Origin of the sequence: Spiractinospora alimapuensis (genome assembly GCF_018437505.1) — a bacterium.
Taxonomy (GTDB): Bacteria; Actinomycetota; Actinomycetes; order Streptosporangiales; family Streptosporangiaceae; genus Spiractinospora; species Spiractinospora alimapuensis.
The window spans coordinates 241,717-265,131 of sequence record NZ_CP072467.1; the positions used below are offsets into that span (position 1 = coordinate 241,717).

The 23,415-nt window shown below is 70.7% G+C and carries 19 protein-coding genes and 1 pseudogene; 11 read left to right on the plus strand and 9 right to left on the minus strand.

What is annotated here, in order from left to right; all coding sequences use genetic code 11:
• The first annotated feature begins 19 nt into the window (after positions 1 to 19).
• The 5 genes from J4H86_RS01015 (at position 20) to J4H86_RS01035 (ending at position 9,797) form a co-directional block, all read left to right on the plus strand.
• Positions 20 to 6,286, plus strand: coding sequence for a type I polyketide synthase (locus tag J4H86_RS01015; RefSeq protein ID WP_236541310.1), 6,267 nt, complete (start codon positions 20 to 22; stop codon positions 6,284 to 6,286).
• A 35-nt stretch (positions 6,287 to 6,321) separates the two neighbouring features.
• Positions 6,322 to 7,245 carry a 3-hydroxyacyl-CoA dehydrogenase family protein gene (locus J4H86_RS01020; protein WP_236541311.1) on the plus strand — a complete coding sequence of 308 codons (924 nt, stop codon included), beginning with the start codon at positions 6,322 to 6,324 and terminating at the stop codon, positions 7,243 to 7,245.
• Positions 7,242 to 7,511, plus strand: a complete 270-nt coding sequence (locus J4H86_RS01025; RefSeq protein ID WP_236541312.1) for an acyl carrier protein — start codon at positions 7,242 to 7,244, stop codon at positions 7,509 to 7,511. The genes J4H86_RS01020 and J4H86_RS01025 overlap by 4 nt, the downstream gene beginning before the upstream one ends.
• A complete protein-coding gene (locus J4H86_RS01030) occupies positions 7,508 to 8,629 on the plus strand; it encodes an acyl-CoA dehydrogenase family protein (protein ID WP_236541313.1) in 1,122 nt (373 codons plus the stop codon). Before J4H86_RS01025 ends, J4H86_RS01030 begins: the two co-directional genes overlap by 4 nt.
• 70 nt (positions 8,630 to 8,699) lie before the next feature.
• Positions 8,700 to 9,797 (plus strand): HAD-IIIC family phosphatase, encoded by a 1,098-nt coding sequence (locus J4H86_RS01035; RefSeq protein ID WP_236541314.1) that lies wholly within the window; start codon positions 8,700 to 8,702, stop codon positions 9,795 to 9,797.
• 3 nt (positions 9,798 to 9,800) lie between these two features.
• Here J4H86_RS01035 and J4H86_RS01040 read toward each other — a convergent pair whose 3' ends face one another.
• The 4 genes from J4H86_RS01040 to J4H86_RS01055 form a co-directional block, all read right to left on the minus strand.
• Positions 9,801 to 10,466 carry an O-methyltransferase gene (locus J4H86_RS01040; RefSeq protein ID WP_236541315.1) on the minus strand — a complete coding sequence of 222 codons (666 nt, stop codon included), beginning with the start codon at positions 10,464 to 10,466 and terminating at the stop codon, positions 9,801 to 9,803.
• A 62-nt stretch (positions 10,467 to 10,528) separates the two neighbouring features.
• On the minus strand, positions 10,529 to 11,353 hold the full coding sequence (locus J4H86_RS01045; RefSeq protein ID WP_236541316.1) for a methylenetetrahydrofolate reductase: 825 nt from the start codon (positions 11,351 to 11,353) through the stop codon (positions 10,529 to 10,531).
• Positions 11,354 to 11,407: 54 nt separating this feature from the next.
• Entirely contained in the window at positions 11,408 to 12,217 is an 810-nt protein-coding gene (locus J4H86_RS01050; RefSeq protein ID WP_236541317.1) for a class I SAM-dependent methyltransferase, read from the minus strand.
• Positions 12,218 to 12,314: 97 nt separating this feature from the next.
• Positions 12,315 to 12,797, minus strand: a complete 483-nt coding sequence (locus tag J4H86_RS01055) for a VOC family protein (protein WP_236541318.1) — start codon at positions 12,795 to 12,797, stop codon at positions 12,315 to 12,317.
• A gap of 185 nt (positions 12,798 to 12,982) precedes the next feature.
• Between J4H86_RS01055 and J4H86_RS01060 the strand changes: the two genes are divergently transcribed.
• The 6 genes from J4H86_RS01060 (at position 12,983) to J4H86_RS01085 (ending at position 17,669) form a co-directional block, all read left to right on the plus strand.
• Positions 12,983 to 13,891 carry an ABC transporter ATP-binding protein gene (locus tag J4H86_RS01060; RefSeq protein ID WP_236543853.1) on the plus strand — a complete coding sequence of 303 codons (909 nt, stop codon included), beginning with the start codon at positions 12,983 to 12,985 and terminating at the stop codon, positions 13,889 to 13,891.
• Positions 13,888 to 14,721, plus strand: a complete 834-nt coding sequence (locus J4H86_RS01065; RefSeq protein ID WP_236541319.1) for an ABC transporter permease — start codon at positions 13,888 to 13,890, stop codon at positions 14,719 to 14,721. The genes J4H86_RS01060 and J4H86_RS01065 overlap by 4 nt, the downstream gene beginning before the upstream one ends.
• A 64-nt stretch (positions 14,722 to 14,785) precedes the next feature.
• On the plus strand, positions 14,786 to 16,108 hold the full coding sequence (locus tag J4H86_RS01070; protein ID WP_236541320.1) for a sensor histidine kinase: 1,323 nt from the start codon (positions 14,786 to 14,788) through the stop codon (positions 16,106 to 16,108).
• Entirely contained in the window at positions 16,105 to 16,725 is a 621-nt protein-coding gene (locus tag J4H86_RS01075) for a response regulator (RefSeq protein WP_236541321.1), read from the plus strand. The genes J4H86_RS01070 and J4H86_RS01075 overlap by 4 nt, the downstream gene beginning before the upstream one ends.
• 135 nt (positions 16,726 to 16,860) lie before the next feature.
• A complete protein-coding gene (gene panD, locus J4H86_RS01080; protein ID WP_236541322.1) occupies positions 16,861 to 17,277 on the plus strand; it encodes an aspartate 1-decarboxylase in 417 nt (138 codons plus the stop codon).
• A 62-nt stretch (positions 17,278 to 17,339) separates the two neighbouring features.
• Positions 17,340 to 17,669, plus strand: a complete 330-nt coding sequence (locus tag J4H86_RS01085) for a hypothetical protein (RefSeq protein ID WP_236541323.1) — start codon at positions 17,340 to 17,342, stop codon at positions 17,667 to 17,669.
• Between the two features lie 13 nt (positions 17,670 to 17,682).
• On the opposite strand, the gene J4H86_RS01090 is transcribed toward J4H86_RS01085, so the two are convergent.
• From J4H86_RS01090 to J4H86_RS01110, 5 genes and pseudogenes are all read right to left on the minus strand, one after another.
• The gene (locus J4H86_RS01090; RefSeq protein ID WP_236541324.1) at positions 17,683 to 17,877 is read right to left on the minus strand and encodes a hypothetical protein; all 195 of its coding nucleotides are present in this window, start codon (positions 17,875 to 17,877) and stop codon (positions 17,683 to 17,685) included.
• The gene (locus tag J4H86_RS01095) at positions 17,874 to 18,251 is read right to left on the minus strand and encodes a Uma2 family endonuclease (protein ID WP_236541325.1); all 378 of its coding nucleotides are present in this window, start codon (positions 18,249 to 18,251) and stop codon (positions 17,874 to 17,876) included. Before J4H86_RS01095 ends, J4H86_RS01090 begins: the two co-directional genes overlap by 4 nt.
• Positions 18,252 to 18,354: 103 nt before the next feature.
• Positions 18,355 to 19,218 carry a (2Fe-2S)-binding protein gene (locus J4H86_RS01100; RefSeq protein ID WP_236541326.1) on the minus strand — a complete coding sequence of 288 codons (864 nt, stop codon included), beginning with the start codon at positions 19,216 to 19,218 and terminating at the stop codon, positions 18,355 to 18,357.
• Positions 19,219 to 19,300: 82 nt separating this feature from the next.
• Entirely contained in the window at positions 19,301 to 20,518 is a 1,218-nt protein-coding gene (locus tag J4H86_RS01105; RefSeq protein WP_236541327.1) for a cupin domain-containing protein, read from the minus strand.
• A gap of 226 nt (positions 20,519 to 20,744) precedes the next feature.
• A pseudogene (locus tag J4H86_RS01110) lies at positions 20,745 to 22,868 on the minus strand (prolyl oligopeptidase family serine peptidase).
• Between the last annotated feature and the right edge of the window lie 547 nt (positions 22,869 to 23,415).

Sequence of the window (23,415 nt, forward strand, 5' to 3'; positions counted from 1 at the left end):
CATCGGGAGTAGGGCACGGATGAGCAACGAGGATAAGTTCCGCGAGCTGCTGAAGCGGACGACCGTCGACCTGCGGGCCGAGCGGGAACGCGTCGCGGAACTGGAGGAACGCGACCACGAACCGATCGCCATCGTGGGGATCGGGTGTCGCTACCCCGGCGGGGCCACGAGCCCCGAACGCCTATGGGAGATCCTCGCCGAGGGAGGAGAGACCCTCTCGGAGTTCCCCACGGACCGAGGATGGGACCTGGACCGTCTCTTCGACCCCGATCCCGAGGCGGCCGGAACGAGCTACGTCCGTCGCGGAAGCTTCCTCCACGACGCCGGCGAGTTCGACGCAGGGTTCTTCGGAATCAGTCCCCGCGAGGCGCTCGCGATGGACCCCCAACAACGCCTCGCCCTGGAGGTGAGTTGGGAGGCGGTCGAGCACGCGGGGATCGATCCCAAGTCGCTGGCCGGTACGCCGACCGGGGTCTTCCTGGGCATCGTGGGCCAGAGCTACGGGCCACCCATCCAGGACGCGCGGGACGGCCTGGACGGCTACCTGGTCACCGGAACCATGCCCGCCGTCGCCGCCGGGCGGATCGCCTACAGCCTCGGACTCCGCGGCCCCGCGGTCCCCGTGGACACGTCATGCTCCTCGTCCCTGGTCGCGCTGCACCACGCGGCGCGGTCGTTGCGTGCCCAGGAGAGTCGCCTGGCGCTGGTCGGCGGCGTGATGATCTACACCGGCACGGGCGCCTGGGTGTCGTTCAGCCGCCAGCGGGGGCTCGCCCCCGACGCGCGCTGCAAGGCGTTCGGCGCCGGTGCCGACGGTACGGGATGGGCCGAGGGCGTGGGCATGTTGGTCCTGGAGCGGCTCAGTGACGCCCAACGCAACGGACGGCGCATCCTCGGCGTGGTCCGCGGGAGCGCGATCAACCAGGATGGAGCCAGCTCTGGACTGACCGCGCCCAACGGCACAGCCCAGCGGGAGGTGATCCGTCACGCCCTCAACGACGCTCGCCTCGGTCCCGCCGACGTCGACGTGGTGGAGGCCCACGGCACCGGGACCGCCCTGGGCGACCCGATCGAGGCCAGCGCGTTGATCGACACGTACGGCCGCGGGCACTCCCCGGACAACCCCCTGTGGCTGGGATCCATCAAGACCAACATTGGGCACACCGGACCCGCGGCCGGCATCGCCGGCATCAAGATCATCGAGTCCATGCGCCACGGCGAACTCCCTCGGACCCTCCACGCCGACACCCCGAGCCCCAACGTCGACTGGTCGGCCGGAACCGTCGCCCTCACGCGGTCACCCACCCCCTGGAAGACCGGAGACCGCCCACGGCGCGCCGGAGTGTCCTCCTTCGGCGTCAGCGGAACCAACGCTCACGTCATCGTCGAGGAACCCCCCACGCCGACCGAACCGAACGACGTGACCGCCGCACCCGCCGCGCGTCCCGTTCCCTGGTTGTTGTCCGCCCGGACGGCGAGCGCGTTGGAGGAGACCATCCACCGACTCGCGACCCATGCCGCCCAACGGCCCGGCCTGCGACCGGCCGACATCGGATGGACCCTCGCCACCGGCCGCGCCGACCTCGCGCACCGGGCGGCGGTCGTGGCGAGTACGCACGAGGACTTCCTGACCGGACTGCGGGCGCTCACCAATCGGACGCCACACCCCAACGCGGTGCGCGGCCAGGAGGCGGACCGAGGCGGGACCGTCTTCGTCTTCCCCGGGCAGGGCGCGCAGTGGGCCGGGATGGCCGACCAACTGATGGCGGACTCCCCGGTGTTCGCCCAGCGGATGCGGGAGTGCGCCGACGCCCTGGCTCCGCACCTGGACTACGACTTCCTGCGGGTGGTCCGGGACTCCGACGACGCCACGCTGGCGCGTCCCGACGTGCTGCAGCCGGCCCTGTTCGCCGTCATGGTCTCTCTCGCCGCCCTATGGGAGCACCACGGGATCCGGCCGGACGCGGTGGTGGGGCACTCCCAGGGAGAGATCGCCGCGGCGTGCGTCGCGGGCATTCTCACCCTCGAGGACGCGGCGCGGATCGTCGCGGTGCGCAGCGCGCTCGTCGCGCCTCTGGCCGAGGGAAACGCGATGCTCGCGCTGGCCCTTCCCCCAGGCAGGCAGGTCCCCGACCTGTCGCTGTGGCACGGTGAACTCGACGTCGCCGCCGTGAACAGTCCGACCTCCGTGGTCGTCGCGGGCGAGAACTCCGCGCTCGAGGACCTGTCGCGTACGTGCGCTGATGAGGGGGTGTTCGCCTTCGGCGTTCCGGGGAGCTTCGCGGCGCACTCCCCCCGCGTGGAGTCCATCCACGCCCCGCTGGTCGACGCGCTCGCCGGGATCAGTCCCACGGTCGGGAGCGTTCCCCTGTACTCCACGGTCACTGGCAGTCGCATCGACGGCACCGAGATGACCCCGGAGTACTGGTACCGCAACATCCGACGCCAGGTGCGGTTCGCCGAGGCCGTCACCGCGCTGCGCGGCGACGGGCACCGGGCCTTCGTGGAGTGCAGTGCCAACCCGGTGCTCACCGTCAACGTGGAACAGAACCTCGACCTCGAGAGCGACGGCGGCGCCCACGTGGTCCTCGGTACCCTGCGCGCCGGGCAGGGCGGGTTGGACCGCTTCCTGACGTCGCTCGCCGAGGCACACGTCCACGGACTCACCCCCGATTGGGAGCCGGTCTTCGTCGACCAGCGCCCCCAAGTCGTCGACGTCCCGACCTACCCGTTCGAACGTCGACACTTTTGGCTCACCGCGGGGACCGGGAGCATGGTCGACGCGGCGGGCCTACGGACGCAGGCCCACGGGTTCCTGAGCGCGGCGGCGCCGCTGGCCGAGTCCGGCGGGGTCGTCATGACCGGTCGTATCTCTCGCACCAGTCATCCCTGGCTGGTCGATCACGCGGTCAACGGAACCCCGATCGTCCCGGGGACGGGCTTCCTCGAACTCGCGCTTCACGCGGCCGACGCGTTGGGCTGCTCCGGCGTGGAGGAACTCGTTGTCCACGCGCCACTGGCGGTTCCCGACGAGGGCGGTGTGCAACTGCAACTCATGGTGAGCGCTCCGCGGCCTGGGGGAGAACGCGAATACACCATCCACTCCCGCCCCTGGCGTGAGGTGCCGCTCACGGTCGACACCCCCTGGACCCGACACGCGTCCGGCACCCTGACGACCAACGGTCCCGAACCAGATCCCGTCGGCGAGTGGCCGCCCCCGTCGGCCACGCCTGTCGCCGTCGACGACCTCTACCCACGACTCGCCGGGACGGGGTACGGCTACGGTCCCGCCTTCCAAGGGCTGCGATCGGTGTGGCGCCACAACGACGCGGTCCTCGCTGAGGTCGAACTCCCCGAGCACCTCCGCACCGACGCCGCGCGTTACGGAATCCATCCCGCGCTGATGGACGCCGCGCAGCACGCCATGGCGTTCGCGTCGGCCTACGACGCCTCGGCTCCTCTCGCCCTGCCGTTCGCCTGGTCCGGAGTCCACCTGCACGCCGCCAACGCGACGCGGGTCCGGGTGCGTATCGTGCCCGCTGGCGCGGACAGCCTCACGATGGAGTTGTGGGACCCCGATGGCGAGCCTGTCGCCACGGTCGAGTCACTGACGGTGCGGCCAATGGGTGACGAACCCGCGCCAACCGGCGACGTCACCGCAGACGATCTGTTCCACGTCGAGTGGGTCCCCGTCCCCGCCGCCGGCGCGACGTCGGCGGCGGGCGGCCCCTGGGCGGTGCTCGGAGGTGACCCACTGGCGATGACGACGACCTTGGCCGCGATGGGTATCCACGCCTCCGCCTATGCGGACGTCGAGGAGATGCGCACCGCGGTCGCCGCCGGTGCGCCCGCACCCACTACGGTTCTCGCGCCATGGCTACCGTCCGGCAGTGGGACACTCGCGGCCGATGCCCGGAACGTGGCACGCTCGGGCCTGCACCTGCTCCACCAGTGGCTGGACGGCCCAGAGTCGGCGGCAGCGCGCCTCGTCATCCTCACCTGGGACGCCGTAGCGGCCCATCCCGAGGACAGTCTCGGAGACCTCGCGAGCTCCGGTCTGTGGGGTCTGGTGCGAACAGCCCAGATGGAGGCACCCGACCAGGTCGTACTCGTCGACATCGACGATCCACGCACCGCCGTCCCCACACTGCCCGCACTTCTCGACACCGACGAACCGCAGCTCGCCGTAAGGAACGGTGCCCTCCTCGCCCCACGCGTCGTGCGCACCCCGCATGCGGCCGCGACCGACGAGACGGAGGCCGGGGAGGTCCCCCGCACGCTCGGGGAAGAAGGAACGGTCCTGGTCACCGGTGCGACCGGCACCCTGGGCGGTCTCGTCGCCCGCCACCTGGTGACGCGGCACGGCGCGCGCCACCTGCTGTTGGTGAGCAGGTCGGGGGAGAAGGCACCGGGCGCGATCGAACTCCGCTCGGACCTGGAAGAACTCGGCGCGCATGTCCGCGTGGCCTCGTGCGACGTCGCCGACGCCGCGGCGCTACGCACCGTCATCGGTTCGATCGACCCTCAGCACCCCCTGCGCGCCGTCGTGCACGTCGCGGGGACGCTGGACGACGGCACTATCTCCGCTCTCACCCCCGGGAACGTGGACACAGTGATGCGTCCCAAGGCCGACGCCGCGCTCCACCTTCACGAACTCACCGCTGATACCGACCTGGACGCGTTCGTGATGTTCTCCTCCGCGGCGAGCACCTTCGGCAGTCCCGGTCAGGCGAACTACGGCGCGGCGAGCGCCGTCCTCGACGCCCTGGCACACCATCGGCGGGCCCGTGGACTACCGGCGACGTCGATCTCCTGGGGTATGTGGGAACAGCGCAGCTCCCTGACCGCGAAGCTCGACGACACCGACCTCAACCGCTACGCCCGGATGGGTGTCGCGGGTCCGCTCAGCGACAGTCACGGCGTCGCTCTGTTCGACGCCGCACTCGCCTCGGACCAGCCACACCTCGTTGCCGTTCCGCTGGATCTGCCGGGAATCTCGGCGAGCAGCGCTCGCAGCGGCACAGTGGCACCGCTCCTGCGCGGCCTCGTCCGTCCGGTGCGCCGGCGACGGACGGTCGGGGAGGACGCCGACGCGCCGGGCCTGGCGAGGCGCCTGGCGGCCACCGACACCGACCAGCGACGATCGGTCCTGCTGGACCTGGTCACCCGACGCACGGCCGAGGTTCTGGGGCACGACGACGCGGGGTCCGTCCAGCCCGGGGACAGTTTCCTGGAGCTCGGCTACGACTCGCTCACCGCAGTGGAGCTGCGCAACCACCTCGCGGCAGCGACCGACCTGCGGCTTCCCGCGGGACTGATCTTCGCCCACACGACGCCGGACGCGGTCGCCGACCACCTGCACCAACTGCTCGGCGGTGCCCGCGCCGTCGACGTCGCGGCGTCCGACAGCGCCCGCGGCGCGAACACCGCGTTGCACACCTCGCACAGTGACGGCCACGGAGCGGCCTCCGTAGGAGACGGCCTCCCCGCCCTCTTCCGGGCCTGTTACCAGGGCGGGAAGATCGCTGAGGGGTTCCGGTTGGTGGAGGCCGCGGCGCAGATTCGGGAGACGTTCGGGGAGGGGGCGGAGTTCGTCTCGTCGGGGGCTGTGTGGTTGGCGCACGGGGTGCGGGACGTGCCGATGATGATCTGTCTGCCGTCGATCCTGATGATCTCGGGGGTGCAGGAGTACGCGCGGTTCGCGGCGGGGGTTCGGGGGTTGCGTGACGTGGCGGTGATTCCCCAGCCGGGGTTCGTGGAGGGGGAGCCGCTGCCGGACAGTGTCGGGGCGGTGGTGGACACCTTGGCCGCGGCGGTGCGGGAGTGCGCGGGGGAGCGGCCCTACGTGTTGGTCGCGCGGTCGTCGGGTGGGTGGGTGGCTCACGCGGTGGCGGAGCGCCTGGAGGGGGAGGGGTTCCCGGCGAGGGCGTTGGGGTTGTTGGATCCGCCGTCGCCCGACGACGGCTTCGCGTTGCCACTGATCGAGAAGGGGCTGGTGGAGCGCGAGCAGCAGCTCGGCATCGTCGACGCCACGAGGCTCACCGCGATGGGCGGCTACATGCGGCTCTTCTCGGAGTGGATGCCCGACCCCATCGAGACGCCCACGGTGGTCCTCCGCGCCGAGGAGGCGACGCCGGACCGGGACGGCCACCCGCTGCCGCCGTTCACCTGGAAACCGCCACACACCGCGATCACGGTGTCCGGGGACCACTTCAGCATGCTCGAGGAACACGTCGACGACGTGGCCCGGGTGCTGCACGACTGGCTCGCCGAGCGCGGGCTGTGACCGCGCCGAGGACCGAAACCGTTAAGGAGACCGCAATGTCGTCAACGACGCCTGGGACGGCCCCCGCATCCCAGGACGCCCCCACCGTGTCCGGGGACGCCGGGGCGCACCGGCTCGCGGTGCTGGGGGCCGGCACGATGGGGACCGGGATCGCCACCCTCGCCGTGGGCCACGGTGTCCCCGTCGTCCTCGTGGACGTCGACGCCGAGACGGTGCGCCACGCGGAGACGAAGGTGCGCCATCAGTCGCGCATGGCGCAGTTGATGGGGTCGCTGCCCACCGACCGGGAGCCGGGAGAGCTGACGACCGCCACCGCGGTCGACGCCGTCAAGGAGGCGACGGTGGTGGTGGAGGCGGTCACCGAGACCAACGAGGCCAAGGCGGCCGCGCTCGGCGGGGCTTCGGCCGCGGTCGCCCCGGGAACGGTGCTCGTCACCAACACCTCGGGTCTTCCGCTCAGCGAGCTCGCCGCCCACGTCGCCCGGCCGGCGGAGCTGCTGGGCACCCACTTCATGAACCCGCCCTACCTCATCCGCACGGTCGAGGTGGTCCGTGGGGACCAGACGGGACAGGCGGCGATGGACACCCTGCGTGGGTTCCTCGACGTGCTGGAGCGCCAACACGTCGTGGTGCGCGACAGCCCCGGCTTCGTCACCAGCCGCCTGCTCCACCCGATGATCAACACCGCGGCGAGGATCGTCGAGTCGGGGACCGCGACCGCCGCCGACGTCGACACCCTCATGCGGGGCTGCCTCGGTCACCCCACCGGGCCGCTGCGGACCGGGGACATGATCGGTCTGGACAACCTCGTCGACTCCCTGTGGGCCCTGCACGCCCGCACCGGCGACGACGCGTGCCGACCCTGCGACCTCCTGCAGGAGATGGTGCGTGACGGCAAGCACGGCAGGAAGTCCGGCCGTGGATTCTACGACTACGCAGAGACGGAGACGCTCGCATGACCACCAACCCCACCGAGCACGCGACCGACATCGAGTCCGCGCTGATCACCTTTCTGGAGTCCAAGACACGCGGCTCCTGGGACGCCGACGTCGACCTCTTCAGCCAGGGCGGCCTGTCCTCGATGTTCGCCATGGAGCTCGTCGTGCACCTCGAGAGCACCTACGGTGTGTCCATCCGGGGCGGCGACCTCAAGCTGGACAACTTCCGCACCGTGCGCACGATGGCGGACCTCGTCCGGCGCCTGCGGGGCGGGGAGAGTGCGTGAACCCGCCCACCACCGAGCCCTCCGTCCTCGCAGGCCTCACCTCCGTCGTCACGGCGGCGGTGGGTGACGACGCGGCCGACTGGGATCGCGACGGCCGCGTCCCGGTGGAGGTCCTCCGTGAGCTCGCCGGGAAGGGGCTGCTGTGCCCCGAGGTTCCCACCGACCAGGGGGGCCTCGGCCTCACCAGCCGGGACGCGGGCGAACTCACGGCACACACCGGCGCTCTGTGCAGCTCCCTGCGCAGCGTCATGACGTCGCAGTCCATGGCCGCCGGAACCCTCATGCGGCTGGGGGACACACGGGTCCGGTCGGAGTACCTTCCCCGCCTCACGCGGGGCGAGCTCGCGGGCGTGGCTTTCAGCGAGCCCGACGCCGGCAGTGACCTCTCGGCCATGGCCACCGAGATCCGCACGGACGGCACGTCCTATGTGGTCGACGGTGAGAAGAAGTGGGTGACGGCCGCCACTTACGCGGATCTGGTCGTCGTGGTCGGCCGCCACGACGGTGGGGCGGCGGCCGTCGTCGTCCCCACCGACACCCCCGGAGTGACCGTGACCCCGGTCGAGTCACCGCTGGGGTGCCGCGCCGCTGGCCACGCCACGGTCCGGCTCGACGGGGCGAGGGTCCCGGCGTCGGCGATGATCGCCGGTGGTCTTCCGTTGGCCCTCCTGGTGACGGCCGCCCTCACCTCCGGGCGCATGTCGGTGGCGTGGGGGTGTGTCGGGATCCTTCGGTCCTGCCTGCGCGAGGCGGCCGCCCACGCGACCGGCCGGAGCCAGTTCGGATCCGCGCTCGCCGACCACCAGCTCGTGGGGGCGCGTCTCGCGGACCTCTACACATCCGAACAGATCGCGACCCGGATGTGTGAGCACGCGAGCACGTCCTGGGACGAGGGATCCCCCGACGCGGTGACCGCCACGGTCCTCGCCAAGCACGTCGCCGCGACCAAGGCCGCGGCGGGAGCCGCCTCCGCGGTCCAGGTCCTGGCCTCGGCCGGGGCACACGACGGCCATCCCGTCGCACGGGCCTACCGCGACGCCAAGCTGATGGAGATCATCGAGGGCAGCAGCGAGATCTGTCAGCTCATGCTCGCGACCAAGGCCCGCGAGGCCCGGTAGGCCTCCGCTCCACACCCGCGAACCACGACCCACGACCCAACGGACAGCCACGAGAAAGGGCAAGGCTTCGATGGAGGAGAAGGCGCCCGAACGGGCCGACACCGTCAAGTGCCTGGTGTGGGACCTGGACAACACGCTGTGGAAGGGAACTCTCCTGGAGGACGGCGAGACGTGGGTCTCCGAGGAGATCCGGAGCGTCGTCAAGGAACTCGACCGGAGGGGTGTCCTCCAGGCCGTCGCCAGCAAGAACGACCACGAGCCGGCGTGGGACCGGTTGGAGGAGCTGGGGCTGGCCGAGTACTTCGTGCTGCCTCACATCGGGTGGGGGCCCAAGTCCACCTCGGTCAAGGAGATCGCCGACTCCCTCAACTTCGCGCTGGGAACGATCGCCTTCATCGACGACCAGCCGGCGGAACGGGCCGAGGTGGAGTACCACCACGCCGAGGTCCGTACCTACACCGCGGACCAGGCCACGTCACTGGTCGACCTGCCGGAGTTCACCCCACCGCGCGTCACCGTCGACGCCACCCGCCGGCGCGCGATGTACCAGGCGTCCTTCCAGAGGGAGGCCGCCCGCACGGACCACAGTGGGCCCGACGAGGACTTCCTGCGCTCGCTGGAACTGGTGATGGACATCCAACGGGCCGGCGACGAGGAGCTGTCCCGGGTCGAGGAACTCACCGCGCGCACCAGCCAGATGAACGCCACCGGCGTGCACTACTCCGACGCCGACCTGCGCGCACTCGTCGACGACCCCCGGCACGAGGTACTCGTCACCACGATGGCCGACCGGTTCGGTCCGCACGGCGCCGTGGGTGTGGTGCTGTTCGAGCGGCACGTTGACGTCTGGCACCTCAAGCTGCTGGCGACGTCCTGCAGGGTCGTCTCCTTCGGCGCGGGCGCGGCGTTGCTCAACTGGCTGGTGGACTCCGCGGCGCGCGCCGGTGTCCACATCGTGGCTGACTTCCGACCCACCGACCGTAACCGCATGATGGAGATCGCCTACCGCTTCGCCGGGTTCACCGACGACGACTGCGCGTGCCGGTCAACGGTGCCGTGGGCGGAGCTGGAGGAGGGGGACCCCCTCCAGCGTCTGCACATCGTGTCCGAGCGGCGCGACGCTCCGACGACCCTACGGCTGACCGCGCTCGACCTCGCCGAGGGGTGAGACTCAGGGCCGCTTACGTGCGAGGGTGATCCCGTCGGCCATCACCAGGAGGGACAGGTCGACCCGCGCGTCGTCGCGCAGCGCCGCGTTGAGGTCCCGGATCGCGACAGTGTCGGGGTCGTCGACGGATTCGTCGGCGACCCGACCGAAGAACAACGTGTTGTCGATCACGATCAGGGCGCCGGGTCGGGTCAGTGTCAACGCGTGCTCGTAGTAATTCCCGTAATTCGTCTTGTCGGCGTCGATGAAAACGAGGTCGAAGCTTTCCGGTCCGAACTCCTCGGCGAGTTCGCCGAGTGTTTTCGCCGCCTCGCCGATGCGTTGGTCAATCCGGTCGCTGACACCAGCGCGCGCCCAGTAGGGGGCCCCGACCTCCGGCCATCGTTGGGTGATATCGCAGGTCACCAGGATTCCGTCGTCGGGTAGTGCCCGGGCCATGCACAGCGTGCTGTAGCCGGTGAACGTTCCGACCTCCAACACGCGTCGTGCCCCGGTGAGTCGGACGAGGAATTCCAACAACTGTCCCTCCTCCGCCATTACCTGCATCACCGTACCGCCGGGTAGCGCCATTGTCTCCTCGCGCAGTTCCCGAAGAATTCCGTCCTCGCGGAGGGAGATGTTGCGGACATATTCGAGGAGGCGCGGATGCGCGTCGATCTGATCGGCCATACTCGAAATCTATTCGATTTCCGCCGCAATTCGCAATTGTGGGGGGTCGGTGGTCCCCGGGGTCAGGGCAGGGCCCCCGCGTGCTCCCGTGCCCACCGCGCGGTGCGTTCGATCTGGTTGAAGGTGTACAGGTGCAGGCCCACGATGGGGGTGTCCGGCAGGCGCGCGAGCCGACGGACCAGGGGGGTGGGGGAGTACCCTCCAGGGCGCAGGAGGCGCGCCAGGGACATGCTCTGCTTGCGGAGGAACCGCGCCGAGTCCCCGACGCCGATACGCACCGTCATCAGGGCCAGTCTGCGCCGCTGCACCAGGCCGGGGATACCGACCCGCATCGGCAGGCGCACGCCGTGGTGCCGGGCCGTCCCGGCCCATGCCGCGATGGTCTCGGCGCTGAAGCACATCTGTGTCACCACGTAGGTGGCGTCCCGCTGTTTCTCCACCAGCGCCCGCCACAGCGTCGCGTCGTCGATGGTCGGATGCCCCTCTGGGTAGGCGGGGACTCCGATGTCGGTGAAGGGATGGCCCAGCGTGCGCAGTGCGGCGAGCAGTTCGACGCCGCTCTCGTAGGGGCCCGCCCACATGGGGTTGTCGCCACCCACGACGAAGACGTCGCGAACACCGACGTGGTCCAGCCGCTCCACGATCCGCAGCAGTCGCTCCTCGTCGTCCATCGCCCGCGCCGCGAGGTGCGGGACCACCGAGTACCCGTCGGCGGTGAGGGCCTCGGTGAGCTCGACCGTGGCCTCCATGCCCCGGGAGGGGGAGGACGTCACCGTGACGAAGGTGCCGGGCTCCAGGTTGTCCCGTACCACCTGGCGCACCCATGGCAGGGGAAGGACCTCATAGTGCGGCCGTTCCAGCCACTGTCCCACCAGTCCGCGCGGCATGACCACCCGCCCCTGTGACGCTCGACTGCGCCCAGGGTAGGGGGCCGGTCACGATCAGTGGTGCTCCGCCACTCCTGCGCCGGCGTTTCCCGGTTTGGTGACCCGGATCTTGCTCTGCCGGTGCGGACGTTCCTCCCAGTCCTCCCGGAACTCAGGCCGGAACCCGTGCTTCTCCGCCATGGTCAGCAGGTGTTCGGTCCGGTAGTAGTAGTCCTCCCGCAGGACCTGGTACTCAGCCCCGGTGGTGCGGTTGAAGGTGAAGTCGAAGAACCCGCCGGGAGTGAGCACCCGGCCGATGTGGGCGAGGCATTCCTCGATCACGGCGGGCGGGCAGTGGGAGAAGACGCTGTGCGCGTGCGCCACCGCGAAGTGTTCGTCGGGCAGGAAGTCCAGCCGCAGGTCGGCGACCATGGTGAGGTGCGGCAGCTTCTCCTGCAGACCCTTGCGCACGAGGGTGCGCTGGGCGTGGACCAGGATGTCGGGTGAGATGTCCACGCCGTAGTAGTGGCCGGGTTCGAGGTGGTCGATGAACCGCCATCCGGCGCGCAGGTTGCCGCAGCCGATCTCCAACATCCGGTGCGTGGGCTTGAGGCCGTGCTCGACGAGGTAGTCGAACTGCATCTGCCCCAACGCGTTCCAGCGTTCCTCGTTGGCGCTGCCCACGGCCTTGTTCGCGTTCCGCGCGCTGTCGTCGGCCATGACCGCTCGGTAGTACCCCACGTGGTCCCGGTGACGCACGTTGAGTACGGCGTCGCGCGCGGCGCGGCGCAGGTAGGTGAGGCCCCGCTGCGGGTGCCGGACCGCGCGCGACGCCCGTCCGAGCAGGCCACGCTTGCGCCGATCCGTCTCGTGACGTTCGCTCATCGCGCCATCGTAGCGTCCAGCCAGCGAAAATCGACAGACAGTGACGAGTGTTCGTCGGGCGCTGGCCGAAGGCGGTCACGTTCCCACGGGACAGGGCTCACCCCGCCGCGTCGTATGCCCGCTGGAGTGCGGCGATGTCCAGTTTCTTCATCGACAGCATCGCTTCCGTGACCCGGGCGGCCCGGTCCGGGTCCGGATCGCTGACCATCTCGATCAGCACCGTGGGGACCACCTGCCACGAAACGCCGTATCTGTCGGTGACCCACCCGCATTGGAGTTCCGCGCCGCCCTCGAGCAGGCGCGCGTAGTAGTAGTCGACCTCTTCTTGGGAGTGGCAGTCCACCTGGAACGAGATCGCCGGGGTGAAGGTGAACTCGGGGCCCCCGTTGAGGCCGACGAACCGTTGTCCGTTCAGCTCGAACTCCACGGTGAGGATCTCGCCGGCGGGTGCGGGCCCGGCGGCTGTGGTGTGGGTGATCCGACCGAGGCTGGAGTCCTCGAATATCGAGACGTAGTACTGTGCCGCGTCCAGGGCCTGTCCGTCGAACCACAGGCAGGTCGTGAATCCGTTCTCACTCATGAGGGTTCTCCTTTCGTACGAGTGTCTACCCAGGGATGGCTACCCAGAAGCGACTACCCAGGAGGGCCGGCGGGTGACCAGGCACCCATCGGCGCGGGTCAACCGATCGGTTGACCCGCGAATCCACCAGGACGGTGCCCGGACGGGTGATCCGCGCGGCGCCCGACCCAGGGATGCTCGACACCATGGCGATCATCGACGTGCGGAACCTGCACAAGCGGTACGGGGAGAAAGTGGCCGTCGACGACGTGTCCTTCTCCGTGGAGGAAGGGGAGATCTTCGGGATCCTCGGCCCCAACGGGGCGGGCAAGACGACCACGGTGGAGTCCCTCGCGGGGCTGCGGACGCCGGACGAGGGCACGATCCGGGTGGACGGGCTCGACCCACGCACCGACCGGGGACGGCTACGGCTTCGCCTCGGCGTGCAACTGCAGGAGTCCACGGTCCCCGAACGGCTCACCGTCAGCGAAGTGGTCCGCTTGTACGCGTCGTTCTACCCCACCCCCGCCGACACCGACGAACTGGTGGACCGGCTGGGCCTGGCCGAGAAACGTGACGCGCAGTACCGGAGGCTGTCCGGCGGACAGAAGCAGCGACTGTCCATCGCGTTGGCGCTGGTCGGGCGACCCACCATCGCGGTACTGGACGAACTCACCACGGGCCTGGACCCCCAAGCCCGGCGCGACACCTGGAGCCTCATCGAGAGCGTGCGCGACACGGGAGTCACCATCGTTCTGGTCACCCACTTCATGGACGAGGCGGAACGGTTGAGCGACCGGTTGGCGGTGATCGACGGTGGACGCGTGGTCGCCCTCGACACCCCTGTCGGTCTCATCAACCGGGCCACACCGGAGCAGCGGATCCGATTTCGGGGGACCGCCGACGTCGACGGGCAGGTACTCCGAGACCTGCCCGAGGTGGACACGGTGGAGCGTGAGGGCGGCCAGACCGTGGTGACGGGACGAGGGAACGTCCTTCACGCCGTGATCTCGGTGCTCGCGCGGGAACAGGTCGTTGTCCAGGACCTCCGGGTCGAACAGTCGAGCCTGGACGACGCCTTCGTCGCGCTGACCGGAAAGAGGATGGACCCATGAGCGCCACCGGCCGGATCGACGACCACACCAGTGCCGACACGACCGACGGACCCCGCGCGGACGGAGTGGTGCGGGCCGAAGGCCTCACCGTCCTGCGGCACCTCACCGTCGCGGAGACGAAGATGATTCTCCGCGACCCGACACCCATCATCGGTGGGATCCTGTTTCCCACCGTAATCCTCCTCGCGCTCGGGGCGATCCCCATGCTGCGTGAACCCTCACCGGACTTCGGGGGCGTACGGTTCGTCGACGCCTGGGCCCCGACGGCGTTGATCTTCGGCATGGTGATGCTCGGCCTCGTGCACCTGCCCAACGTCGTCGCCGCCTACCGGGAACAAGGCGTCCTGCGTCGGATGTCGACCACCCCAGCGCACCCGGGACTGGTCCTCACCGCGCAGCTCCTCGTCGTGCTCACCGCGATCCTGATCTCGGCCGGACTGCTGCTCGTCTCGGCGCGGCTGGTGCTCGGCATCGCGTTGCCGCAACAGCCATGGTTGTTCGCCGTCGCGTTCCTCGTCGGCAACGCCTCGCTGATCGCTCTGGGGATGCTCGTGGCGGCGGTCGCGCCCAACGCGCGGGCCGCGAACGGGGTGGCGATGGCTCTCTACTTCGTCCTGATGCTCGTCGGTGGCCTGTTCCTGCCCCGGGTGTTCCTGCCGGACGTCTTGGTGCGTCTCGGCGAGGTGCTGCCACCTGGCATCCAACTGCTCCTGGATACCTGGACCGGAATCGATTCCTCCAGTCTTCCCTACGTTGCGCAGATCGGCATAATGGGAGGGATCGCGGTCGGTGCGGCTGTCGCCGCGGCACGGCTCTTCCGGTGGGAGTGAAGAGGATATGGCCTTCGGAGGATGCTCGCACGGGAAGCCACGGTCGTCGTCCCCGTCGCACTCGGTGTACGAGGGAGTCTGGGAGTGGTTCAACATCGCCGTCCCGTGGCTCCTGCTGCTGCCCACGGCCGCGATCGTTCTCGCCCAGCGGCCGTCCGACACGGGCGAGCCGACCGCCATCCTCTCCCTGACGTCGGTGGCGGCGTTGTGGGTGCTATGCGGCCACACCCTCGCCGGCTACGAGCGGCGCCGAAACGCCGGGCACGCGCTGGTGTACTTCGTCGGCCTCCTCGCGGTGTCCTGCCTACTGATGGCACAGGACTCCTTGTTCCTGATGTTCACCATCACCGCGTTCTTCCACGCGATGCCGCTGCGACCACGCGGGCTGGCGTTCGTCGGCGTCGGGGCCGCGTCGGCGGCGGTGCACACCACCACGATGGGTTTCCCGGGCACGAGCACGGATCTGCCTTTCCTGGCGCACCTCTTCCTTTATCTCGGCGTGATCACCATTCAGACCTTCGCGATCGGCGCCGGCCACGTGGCGGGGGAACGCGGCGTGGAACAATACCGCGAACGCCAGGCCATGGTCGCCAAGCTCGAGGCCGCGCTGGAGGAGAACGCCGGCCTCCACGCCCAACTCCTCACGCAGGTGCGCGAGGCCGGTGTGCTCGACGAACGCCAGCGCATGGCCCGGGAGATCCACGACACACTCGCGCAGGGGCTGACCGGGATCATTACCCAGGTGCAGGCGGCGCAGCGCTCCGCCGGTAACCCGGACGTGGCGGACCCGCACCTGGACAGGGCGCTGCGGCTGGCTCGGGAGAGCCTGAACGAGGCGCGCCGCTCCGTCCAGGCCCTGCGCCCGGCGCGACTGGAGACGTCCCACCTCCCCGACGCCCTGGCGGACCTCGCGCGTGAGTGGGAGGACGGGGACGGGCCCACACCCGCCGTGGAGATCACCGGGGAGCCGGTCGCGCTCAGCCCGGTCATCGAGGTGGCCCTCTTCCGCGTCGCCCAGGAGGCGCTGACCAACGTGGCCAAGCACGCGCGGGCGACCCGGGTCGGGGTGACACTGTCCTACCTCGACCACGTCGTGCTCCTCGACGTGCGCGACGACGGAACCGGGCGGGCCCGGGATAGCGATACCGGATTCGGACTGAGCAGCATGCGTCAGCGCGTCCGGGGCATCGGAGGGACACTGCAGGTCGAGAGTGAGCCGGGCGAGGGGACGGCCGTGAGCGCCGTGGTGCCCGCCATCCCGCTCGCGGCCGCGCACCCGTGCCCCGGTGCGGACGCCGCAGCGGAGACCGGGACGGCGGTCGCCGAACCATCCACGGGTGCTCCGGTCGCCGCACCGCTCCCCAGCGAACTGGTGGCCGGCCGATGATCACCGTTCTGATCGCCGACGACCACCCGGTGGTGCGCGACGGACTGCGGGGGACGTTCGCCGGCGCCGACGACATCTCCGTGGTCGGCGAGGCGGGCAACGGACACGAGGCCGTGGAGGCCGCGATCCGGCTCGACGCCGACGTGGTCCTCATGGACCTCCGCATGCCCGAGATGTCGGGTGTGGAGGCGATCACGGCGTTGCGCACGCGCGCGCCCCACATCCGAGTCCTGGTCCTCACCACGTTCGACGACGAGAACGACGTGTTGCCCGCGGTGGAGGCCGGCGCCACCGGCTACCTGCTGAAGGACGCGGCGCCCGAGGAGCTGCTGCGGGCGACCCGCGCGGTGCGGCGCGGGGAGTCGGTGCTGGCGCCGACCGCGGCGAGCCAGCTCATGGGCCGGGTGCGCAGGCCGGTGAGCCCGGGCCTCAGCGGCCGGGAACTCGAGGTGCTGCGGCTCGTCGCCGACGGGGCCTCCAACCGGGTGGCCGCGAGCCGCCTCTTCATCAGCGAGGCCAGCGTCAAGACCCACCTCCAGCACATCTACGACAAGCTCGGCTCCCGTGACCGGGCGTCCGCCGTCGCCGAGGCCTACCGGCGCGGCCTCCTGCGGTGACCCGTACGACGCGGAGCACCGTGGGCGCCCCGATCCGGCCCCGCGCGGGGTTCGGTAACGTTGCACCTGAAGCGGCCCGGAGCACAGCCGAGCAGACGAGGCCCGGGACCGCGCAGGAGTGAAGGAGAACCCCGCGTGCAGCGCACAGTCTTCAACGGCAAGATCCACCGCGCCACCGTCACCCAGGCGGACCTGCACTACGTCGGGTCGATCACCATCGACGCCGACCTCATGGAACAGGCCGACATCGTGGACGGGGAGCAGGTACACGTCGTCGACATCGACAACGGCAACCGGCTCGTCACCTATGCCATCACCGGAGAACGCGGCAGTGGTGTCATCGGAATCAATGGTGCCGCCGCGCGGCTGGTCAGCCCGGGCGACCTGGTCATCATCATCTCCTACGTCGCGCTCGACGACGCCGAACGCGCGGGGCACGCCCCGCGGGTGGTCCATGTGGACGCCGACAACCGGGTGGTCGCGCTGGGGGCGGACCCCGCGGAGCCGGTGCCGGGCTCCGACACCCATCGCGGTGACGCGGTGCCGGTGTGACCGTTTCCGGTCCGTAACCCGTTGCTCTTCCGCCCGAGTCGTGGCCGTGTGACCCTGAGTTGGTGACCCGCGGTGCGTCTCCCGCCGATCCTCCCGAGCCCTACGACCCGGAGCTGCGGGAGATCGCGACCCACGTCGAGTGGCAGAAGCAGGGCGTCTGGACCATCATCTGGGCGCCCTACAGTCGGTGCTTCCTGGCGTTCGCCCGCTGGCCGGTGCCCGAGGGCGGCATCGTCGTGAGTGCCGCCGACCCCGACTCCCTCTACCGTGCCCTGCGTGACGCGGAACGGGAACACGGATATCTCCAGTGGCGCCACGGCCCCCGTCGTCGTTCCCGACGTCCGCGTCCCGCCCCGGCCGAGGAGGAACGCGCCGCCGCCGTCGACGAGTGACGGCGGGAACGACCTAGACGAGGTCGTCGAGGTCCAGCCGTAGCGGGAACGGCGCTGTGCGCTCCAGCACCCCGCGCACGATCCCGGTGGGAACGTAGCGACGCGTGGGCCCGTCGAGCTCGTACACACGCACCACGGGGCGATGGTTCTCCTCCCCGACACACCAGTAATGCCCGATGCCCGCCTCCGCGTACTTGCGCGGCTTCACCGTCCGGTCCCGTGTTCGGACTCCGGCGAGACGACCTCCACCACCAGGACCACGTCGGCCGGATCGAAGAACGTGCGGTCCGGGTCGTACTCCGCGGAGGTGGCCAGGACGTCGGGTTCGGGCCGGTTTCGTGCGTCGAGCCGGATCGTCATCTCCCGTTCGATCCCGATCTCGTCGGGAGCCATTTCTGACAGTGCGACGGTGAGGTCGGTCACGAGTCGGCCGTGCCGGGACCGTTGTGGGGACCTCCTGAGGACGAGGGCTCCGTCGACGAGCTCGGTGTGTCGCGGTACGTCCGGCAGGTGGTCCAGGTCTTCGGCGACCCAGCCCTCGGGACGCGGCGGACGCGTCCATTCAGGTCGGACGGTAGACATGGTCGGAGCGTACCGTTCCGGCGAAGGCGGCGCCCGAGAAACCGTCCGGGTGTGGAGCTCACCGGAGGCGACGACCGCCTCGACCCGGCTCTCTGGCGTGGGTCTAGGGCGCGGTGGCCGGGTCGTTCAGCCAGGTGAGCAGCTTCTCGGTGCGCGAGGCGTCGTCGCGCAGCGGGCACGTGAGGCAGTAGTCCTCTTTGGCGTCGGCCTTGTAGTCGAAGCAGCAGGTGCCGCGCACCGCCCACACGCCGCCGGGGTGGTTGGCGCAGAACGGGAAGAGCTGGGGACGGTCGCGCAGGACCGCGCCGGCGGTGACCATTTCGTCGACCACCGCTTGTCCACGGGCCCAGGCGAGTTCGGAGTCGTGGCCGAGGAACCGGGCCGGATTGAGCATGTAGAAGCAGAGCGAGTCCGCGACCCAGCCCCACAGGGTGCGGGTTCCCATCCGGGTGTGCTGTTGGAGGGCACCGAGCATCGGTCGAACCGTCTCCACCAGACTCCTGGCCGCGACGCGGTCCAGTTCCCGTTCGTCGGACACCACCGTGACGTCCGGGTGGCCCGCCGCCGGGTCGTCCGGCAGGACCGCGACGCGCGTGGAGGTGACGACAGGCGTTCCGATGGACGCGTCGGCGTGCCACGGATACCAGAGGTCCTCGGCGCGGAGCAACGGCGCGCGACCGGCCAGGTAGATCCCGGCCGCGACCAGGAAGACGGGGTCGCGCAACAGGGCCCGCTGGAACCGGACGACCGCGGGGAGACGGTGTCCGGGGCCGTGTTCGGCCGTCACCTTGTCGTAGACCGGGCCGAGCGCGTCGGCGGACCCGAGCCGGTCGGCGCGCAGCCACAGCTCGGGGTGTTCCTCGGTCCCGTGGGCGAGGCCGTCGACGCGGAGTGACGGCAGAGGCGCGAAACGGAGGGACGCGCAGGCGTCGACGATCGCCGACAACGGATGCCGCGCACAGGTCATTGACGCCGGTCCTTCCCCCCTGGAGTGCCGGAAAATGAGGCTAGCCTAAACTAACCACCGAGGCAAGGGGAGTGTGGCGACCTCAGCGGCCCCCGCGAGACGTCTCGTCGGTACGCATCACGGCGAGGTGCTCGCGAACCAGGGCACGGACGACCCGGACCGTGTCCGCGAAGGACGTCCCGCTCCGCCGGGCGAGGTCCTCCAACGATGCCCGGCGGCCCTCCACCAGGACGTCCAACACCGGACGGGCGACACCGGGCAGTCGGTAGCGGCGGCCCGACACCGTACAGACCACCTTGGTCGCTCCGTCGTCCTCCTCCTCGGACAGGCTCGGGGGGAGGATCGGCACGAACTCCACCTCCGTCTCCGGCGTCGGGTCCGTGTCACGCACCCCCCAGGGGAGGGAGAACCGGGCCCGTCGCGGGAAGCGGTCGTCGCGGTGCTTCAGCAGCGCGTCCACGTCCCACCGCCCAGCGAGGTCCACCAGCTCACGGACCAGCGCCTCGTGGTGCTCCTCGCGTTCCTTCTCGCTGGCGAAGCGGGGGAGGTCCCGCCTGGCCACCTCCCGGTCGTGCAGGGCCTCCACGATGTGCCGCGCCCAGTCGACTCCGGTCGGGGGAGCGAAGCCGAAGGTCAGGTGCATGCTTCCCTCACCGGTTCCGCTGACCGTGTGCCACCAGCCGCGGGGAACGTGCAGGACGTGCCCCGGGCGCAGCACTCCTTCCCACACGGTGGAGGGGGGAGGGTCGTGCCGGGCGACGGTGTCCCGCTTCAGCGGATGGGGCCGCGTGCCCTGGCCGTGTACCGCCCACGCCTTGGTCCCCGCCAGTTGCACGATGAAGGTGTCGTGGTCGTCCCAGTGGGTGTCGAACCCGCTGGAGGCACCCCAGATCACGTAGAGGTTGACCTGCACCCGTTCCCGGACCCAGCGCATGAGGTCGTCGGCGGCGTCCCGCACGGGCGGATGGAGCCGGTCCACCGCGTCCAGCACGAGACTCGCCCCGTCCCGCAGCTCCCGGTACAGCGCGTCGGGGCGCAGGACACGGGTGGCGGCGCCGGAGGAGTCGCCGAGCTCCGTGAAGCGTTCCGGCGCTACGGGAGCGCCGTCCCGGTGCAGACGCAGCCGCGGTGGCGACAACGGCCGGGTGGACATGATCTCCCCGAGCGCCTCCCAGGTCAGGATCCCGTCCACCGCGTCCGCGCCCACGTCGACGAGAGCGACGTCCCGCGACAGACGCTCGGCGAGGAAGTCCTCCTCCAGGCCTCCCCGAACGATCTCGGTGAAGAGGGGTCGCGACACCAGGTCCTCCTTGTGGTGGGTCGTGCGGGGGGGGCTGGGACCCACGCTGGGTCCCAGCCGTTCGAGCCGGCCGGCGCCGTGGGGGCGCGGCCCGTTGACGACTAGATGAAGTCGGAGCTGCCGTCCTTGCCGTCGCTGTCACCGCCGGCGGTGGTGTCCCGCGACGTCACCTCGGTGAGGTCCTCGACCTCCACCTCGATCGGGTCCATGTGTCTTCACCTCGCTCTCACTGCTCGGGAGCCATGACCGTCCCGGGTGGGGACAGCCCGGTCCGTGCCGCCGCGAAGGCGTGCGCGTCGGCCGCGAGCTCCACGGCGCGACTCACGGCGCGGGGTCCGTGGCCGACGCCGTACTCGTAGCGCAGCAGGACACGATCCGGCGCGAGCCTGCGCAGGGCGGCGCACATCTTGCGCGCGTGGGCGGCGCCGGTGCGGGTGTCCCCGTGGAACCCGTTGAGGAGCACCGCCGGGGGATCCAAACCTCCCGCGAGCGCGCGGTGGTAGGGGGAGTAGTCGAGGAGCGCCGAGGCGTCCAAGGGGTCGGCGACGCTACCGAACTCCGCGGTCCACATGCGTCCCAGCCCCAGGAACTCGTAGCGGGCCATGTCGGTGAGCGGAGCGAGAGCGATCACCGAGCCGCAGACGTCGGGGCGGCGCATCGCCGCCGAGGACCAGCATGCCTCCCGCCGAACCTCCGGACAGGCACAACTGGCGTGGGACGCACCAGCCCCGACGCACCAGTTCCTCCGCGGCGGCCACGAGGTCGTCCACGGAACGAGTCTTGCCCCGACGCTGGCCGGCTCGGTGCCACGCGCGACCGAGGTCGCCGCCCCCGCGGACGTGCGCGACGGCGTAGGTTCCACCCATGCGCAGCCAGGCCAGCACCGTCGCGCTGTAGCCGAACTGACGGGAGCGGCCGTAGGAACCGTAGGCGTGCAGCAGGGTCGGGCCCCGACCCGTGGTTCCGCGGGACCGAAGCACCGTCACGGGTACGGCGTGCCATCCGCGGAGCGGCACCACATCACCCGGCGCCGCACGTCGTCCGGTTCCTCCCCCGTGCGTGTGCGCGGGGCCTGGGCCTCGGGCCGGGCGGGCGGCCACACCGCGGACGGGCCGCCCAGGTCGCGGTCACCCGACCGGAAGGTCAGCATCCGCTGGTCGCGTGCCACGTCGGCGTAGCTGACGTAGGCGACCACGGAACCGTCCGCCGACCGGTCGGTGTCGATCCGGGTGACCATCCCCGCTCCGGGGAGGGTGACGTCGCCCAGACGCCGCCCCGTGGTCGGGTCATGCACGGTGAGAGTGCTGATGCCCAGGCGGGTCCAGCTCGCGAGGATCTCGGGAGAACGTGCCGAGCCCACCACCGCGAAGGCGTCCAGCGTGGCCGAGTCGCTCGCGGCGATGACCTCGGTCCATGTGTCGGGGCTGGTGGGCGAGGCACGACAGACCCGTCGTCGGGGTGCGTCGGCGTTGGTGCGCAGGTAGAGCATCCCGTCCGGGCCGATCCGCGGCTCAGACTCGATCGCCCGGCCCGTGTGTACGGGGACGAACGCCGGTCCGTCGGCGGGGGTGGCCGCGAGGTCGGCGAGCCACAGGTCCTCCCGATGACCGGTGCCATGGCCCTCACTCGCCACCAGCCACCTGCCGCCCTCCACCCGGACGCCGGGCACCGTCGCCGCTCCGACGCATCCACGGACCAGTACGTCACCCGCGGCCCGGCGCAACCACACACCGCGTCCTCCACCGGATTCGTCCCGGCGGACGTAGTAGAAGGCGGGCGGTCCACCACGTCTGGGGGTGTCCAACCCTGGGGGGAGCCAGGCCACGTCGCTGTAACGGACACCCGGGATCCGGTCCACCTCGCGGCCACTGACGGTGAGGACGCGCAGCACGCCCGTCTCCGTCCCGTCCCGCGACGTCTGCACCGCGACGTGACGCCCGTCCGGGCTGACGTCCCAGGAGTCCACCGTCGTCCGGCCGGTCGGGTCATCCACCATCGGGTCGAAGACCACCCGGGGGGAGGCCATCCGCGCGTCAGGGGCGACGACGATCCGTGGATGCTCACCGCCCGCGGGCCGGTGGGCCGCGAACACCGACCCCCCACGTCCCCGCGGCGCCGAGAAGTCAGAGTGTTGGGCCAGTCGCCCGATCTCCCGCGCCAACCAGCCCCGCCCCGACCACTCCTCCCGGGCCCGCGCGAACTCCTCGTCACGCTCCCGCAGCCATCGGCGGACCGCCGGCGAGTCGGCCTCCTCCAACCAGCGAAACGGATCGGGCACCGCACGGCCGTGCACCACGTCCACAGCCGTATCGTCGACGTCCCACCGTGGGTCGCTACGCACAATGGCCATGTTCCGCGCGCCCGTGACACCGGTCAAGACAGAAGTTGCTTACCTCCGTGGCCCGCCCCTGGTACGTGGGCGCGAGGCTCGACGGTCGTGCGGATTGAGGCCACGACCGTGGAAGGACCCCACGACGCCCGCCCGGGACCGGACACGGGTGGGGGAAGGTCGGAACCACCCCACCGCCCCGTGGCCTGACGGCCCGACGCGGCGACGGCGGGGGAGCAGGTCCGACGTTCGTCCCCGTCCGAGGGCCTCGTGTCCGGCGGGATGAGGGTGGGACGACCGCCGCGGCCCGAGCGCCCCAAGGGAGTGCGGAGCCCCGTCCAGATGATGAGCAGGAGCTGGCGAGGGCGTCCCCGTATGGAGCACCACCCCCTCGGCGTGGACGATGCCGGGCGTATTGGGAATGACCACGGCGGTCCGGCGCGGGCGTGGCGGACCATGGTGTGTCCGAGCGGTACCGGAAGCGGGCGGGTGCGCCTGGGTTGACGGTGAGGAGCCGGGTGAGCGGGGCGATGGTCACGGTGCGGCCGAGCCCCATAGTGCGGACCCT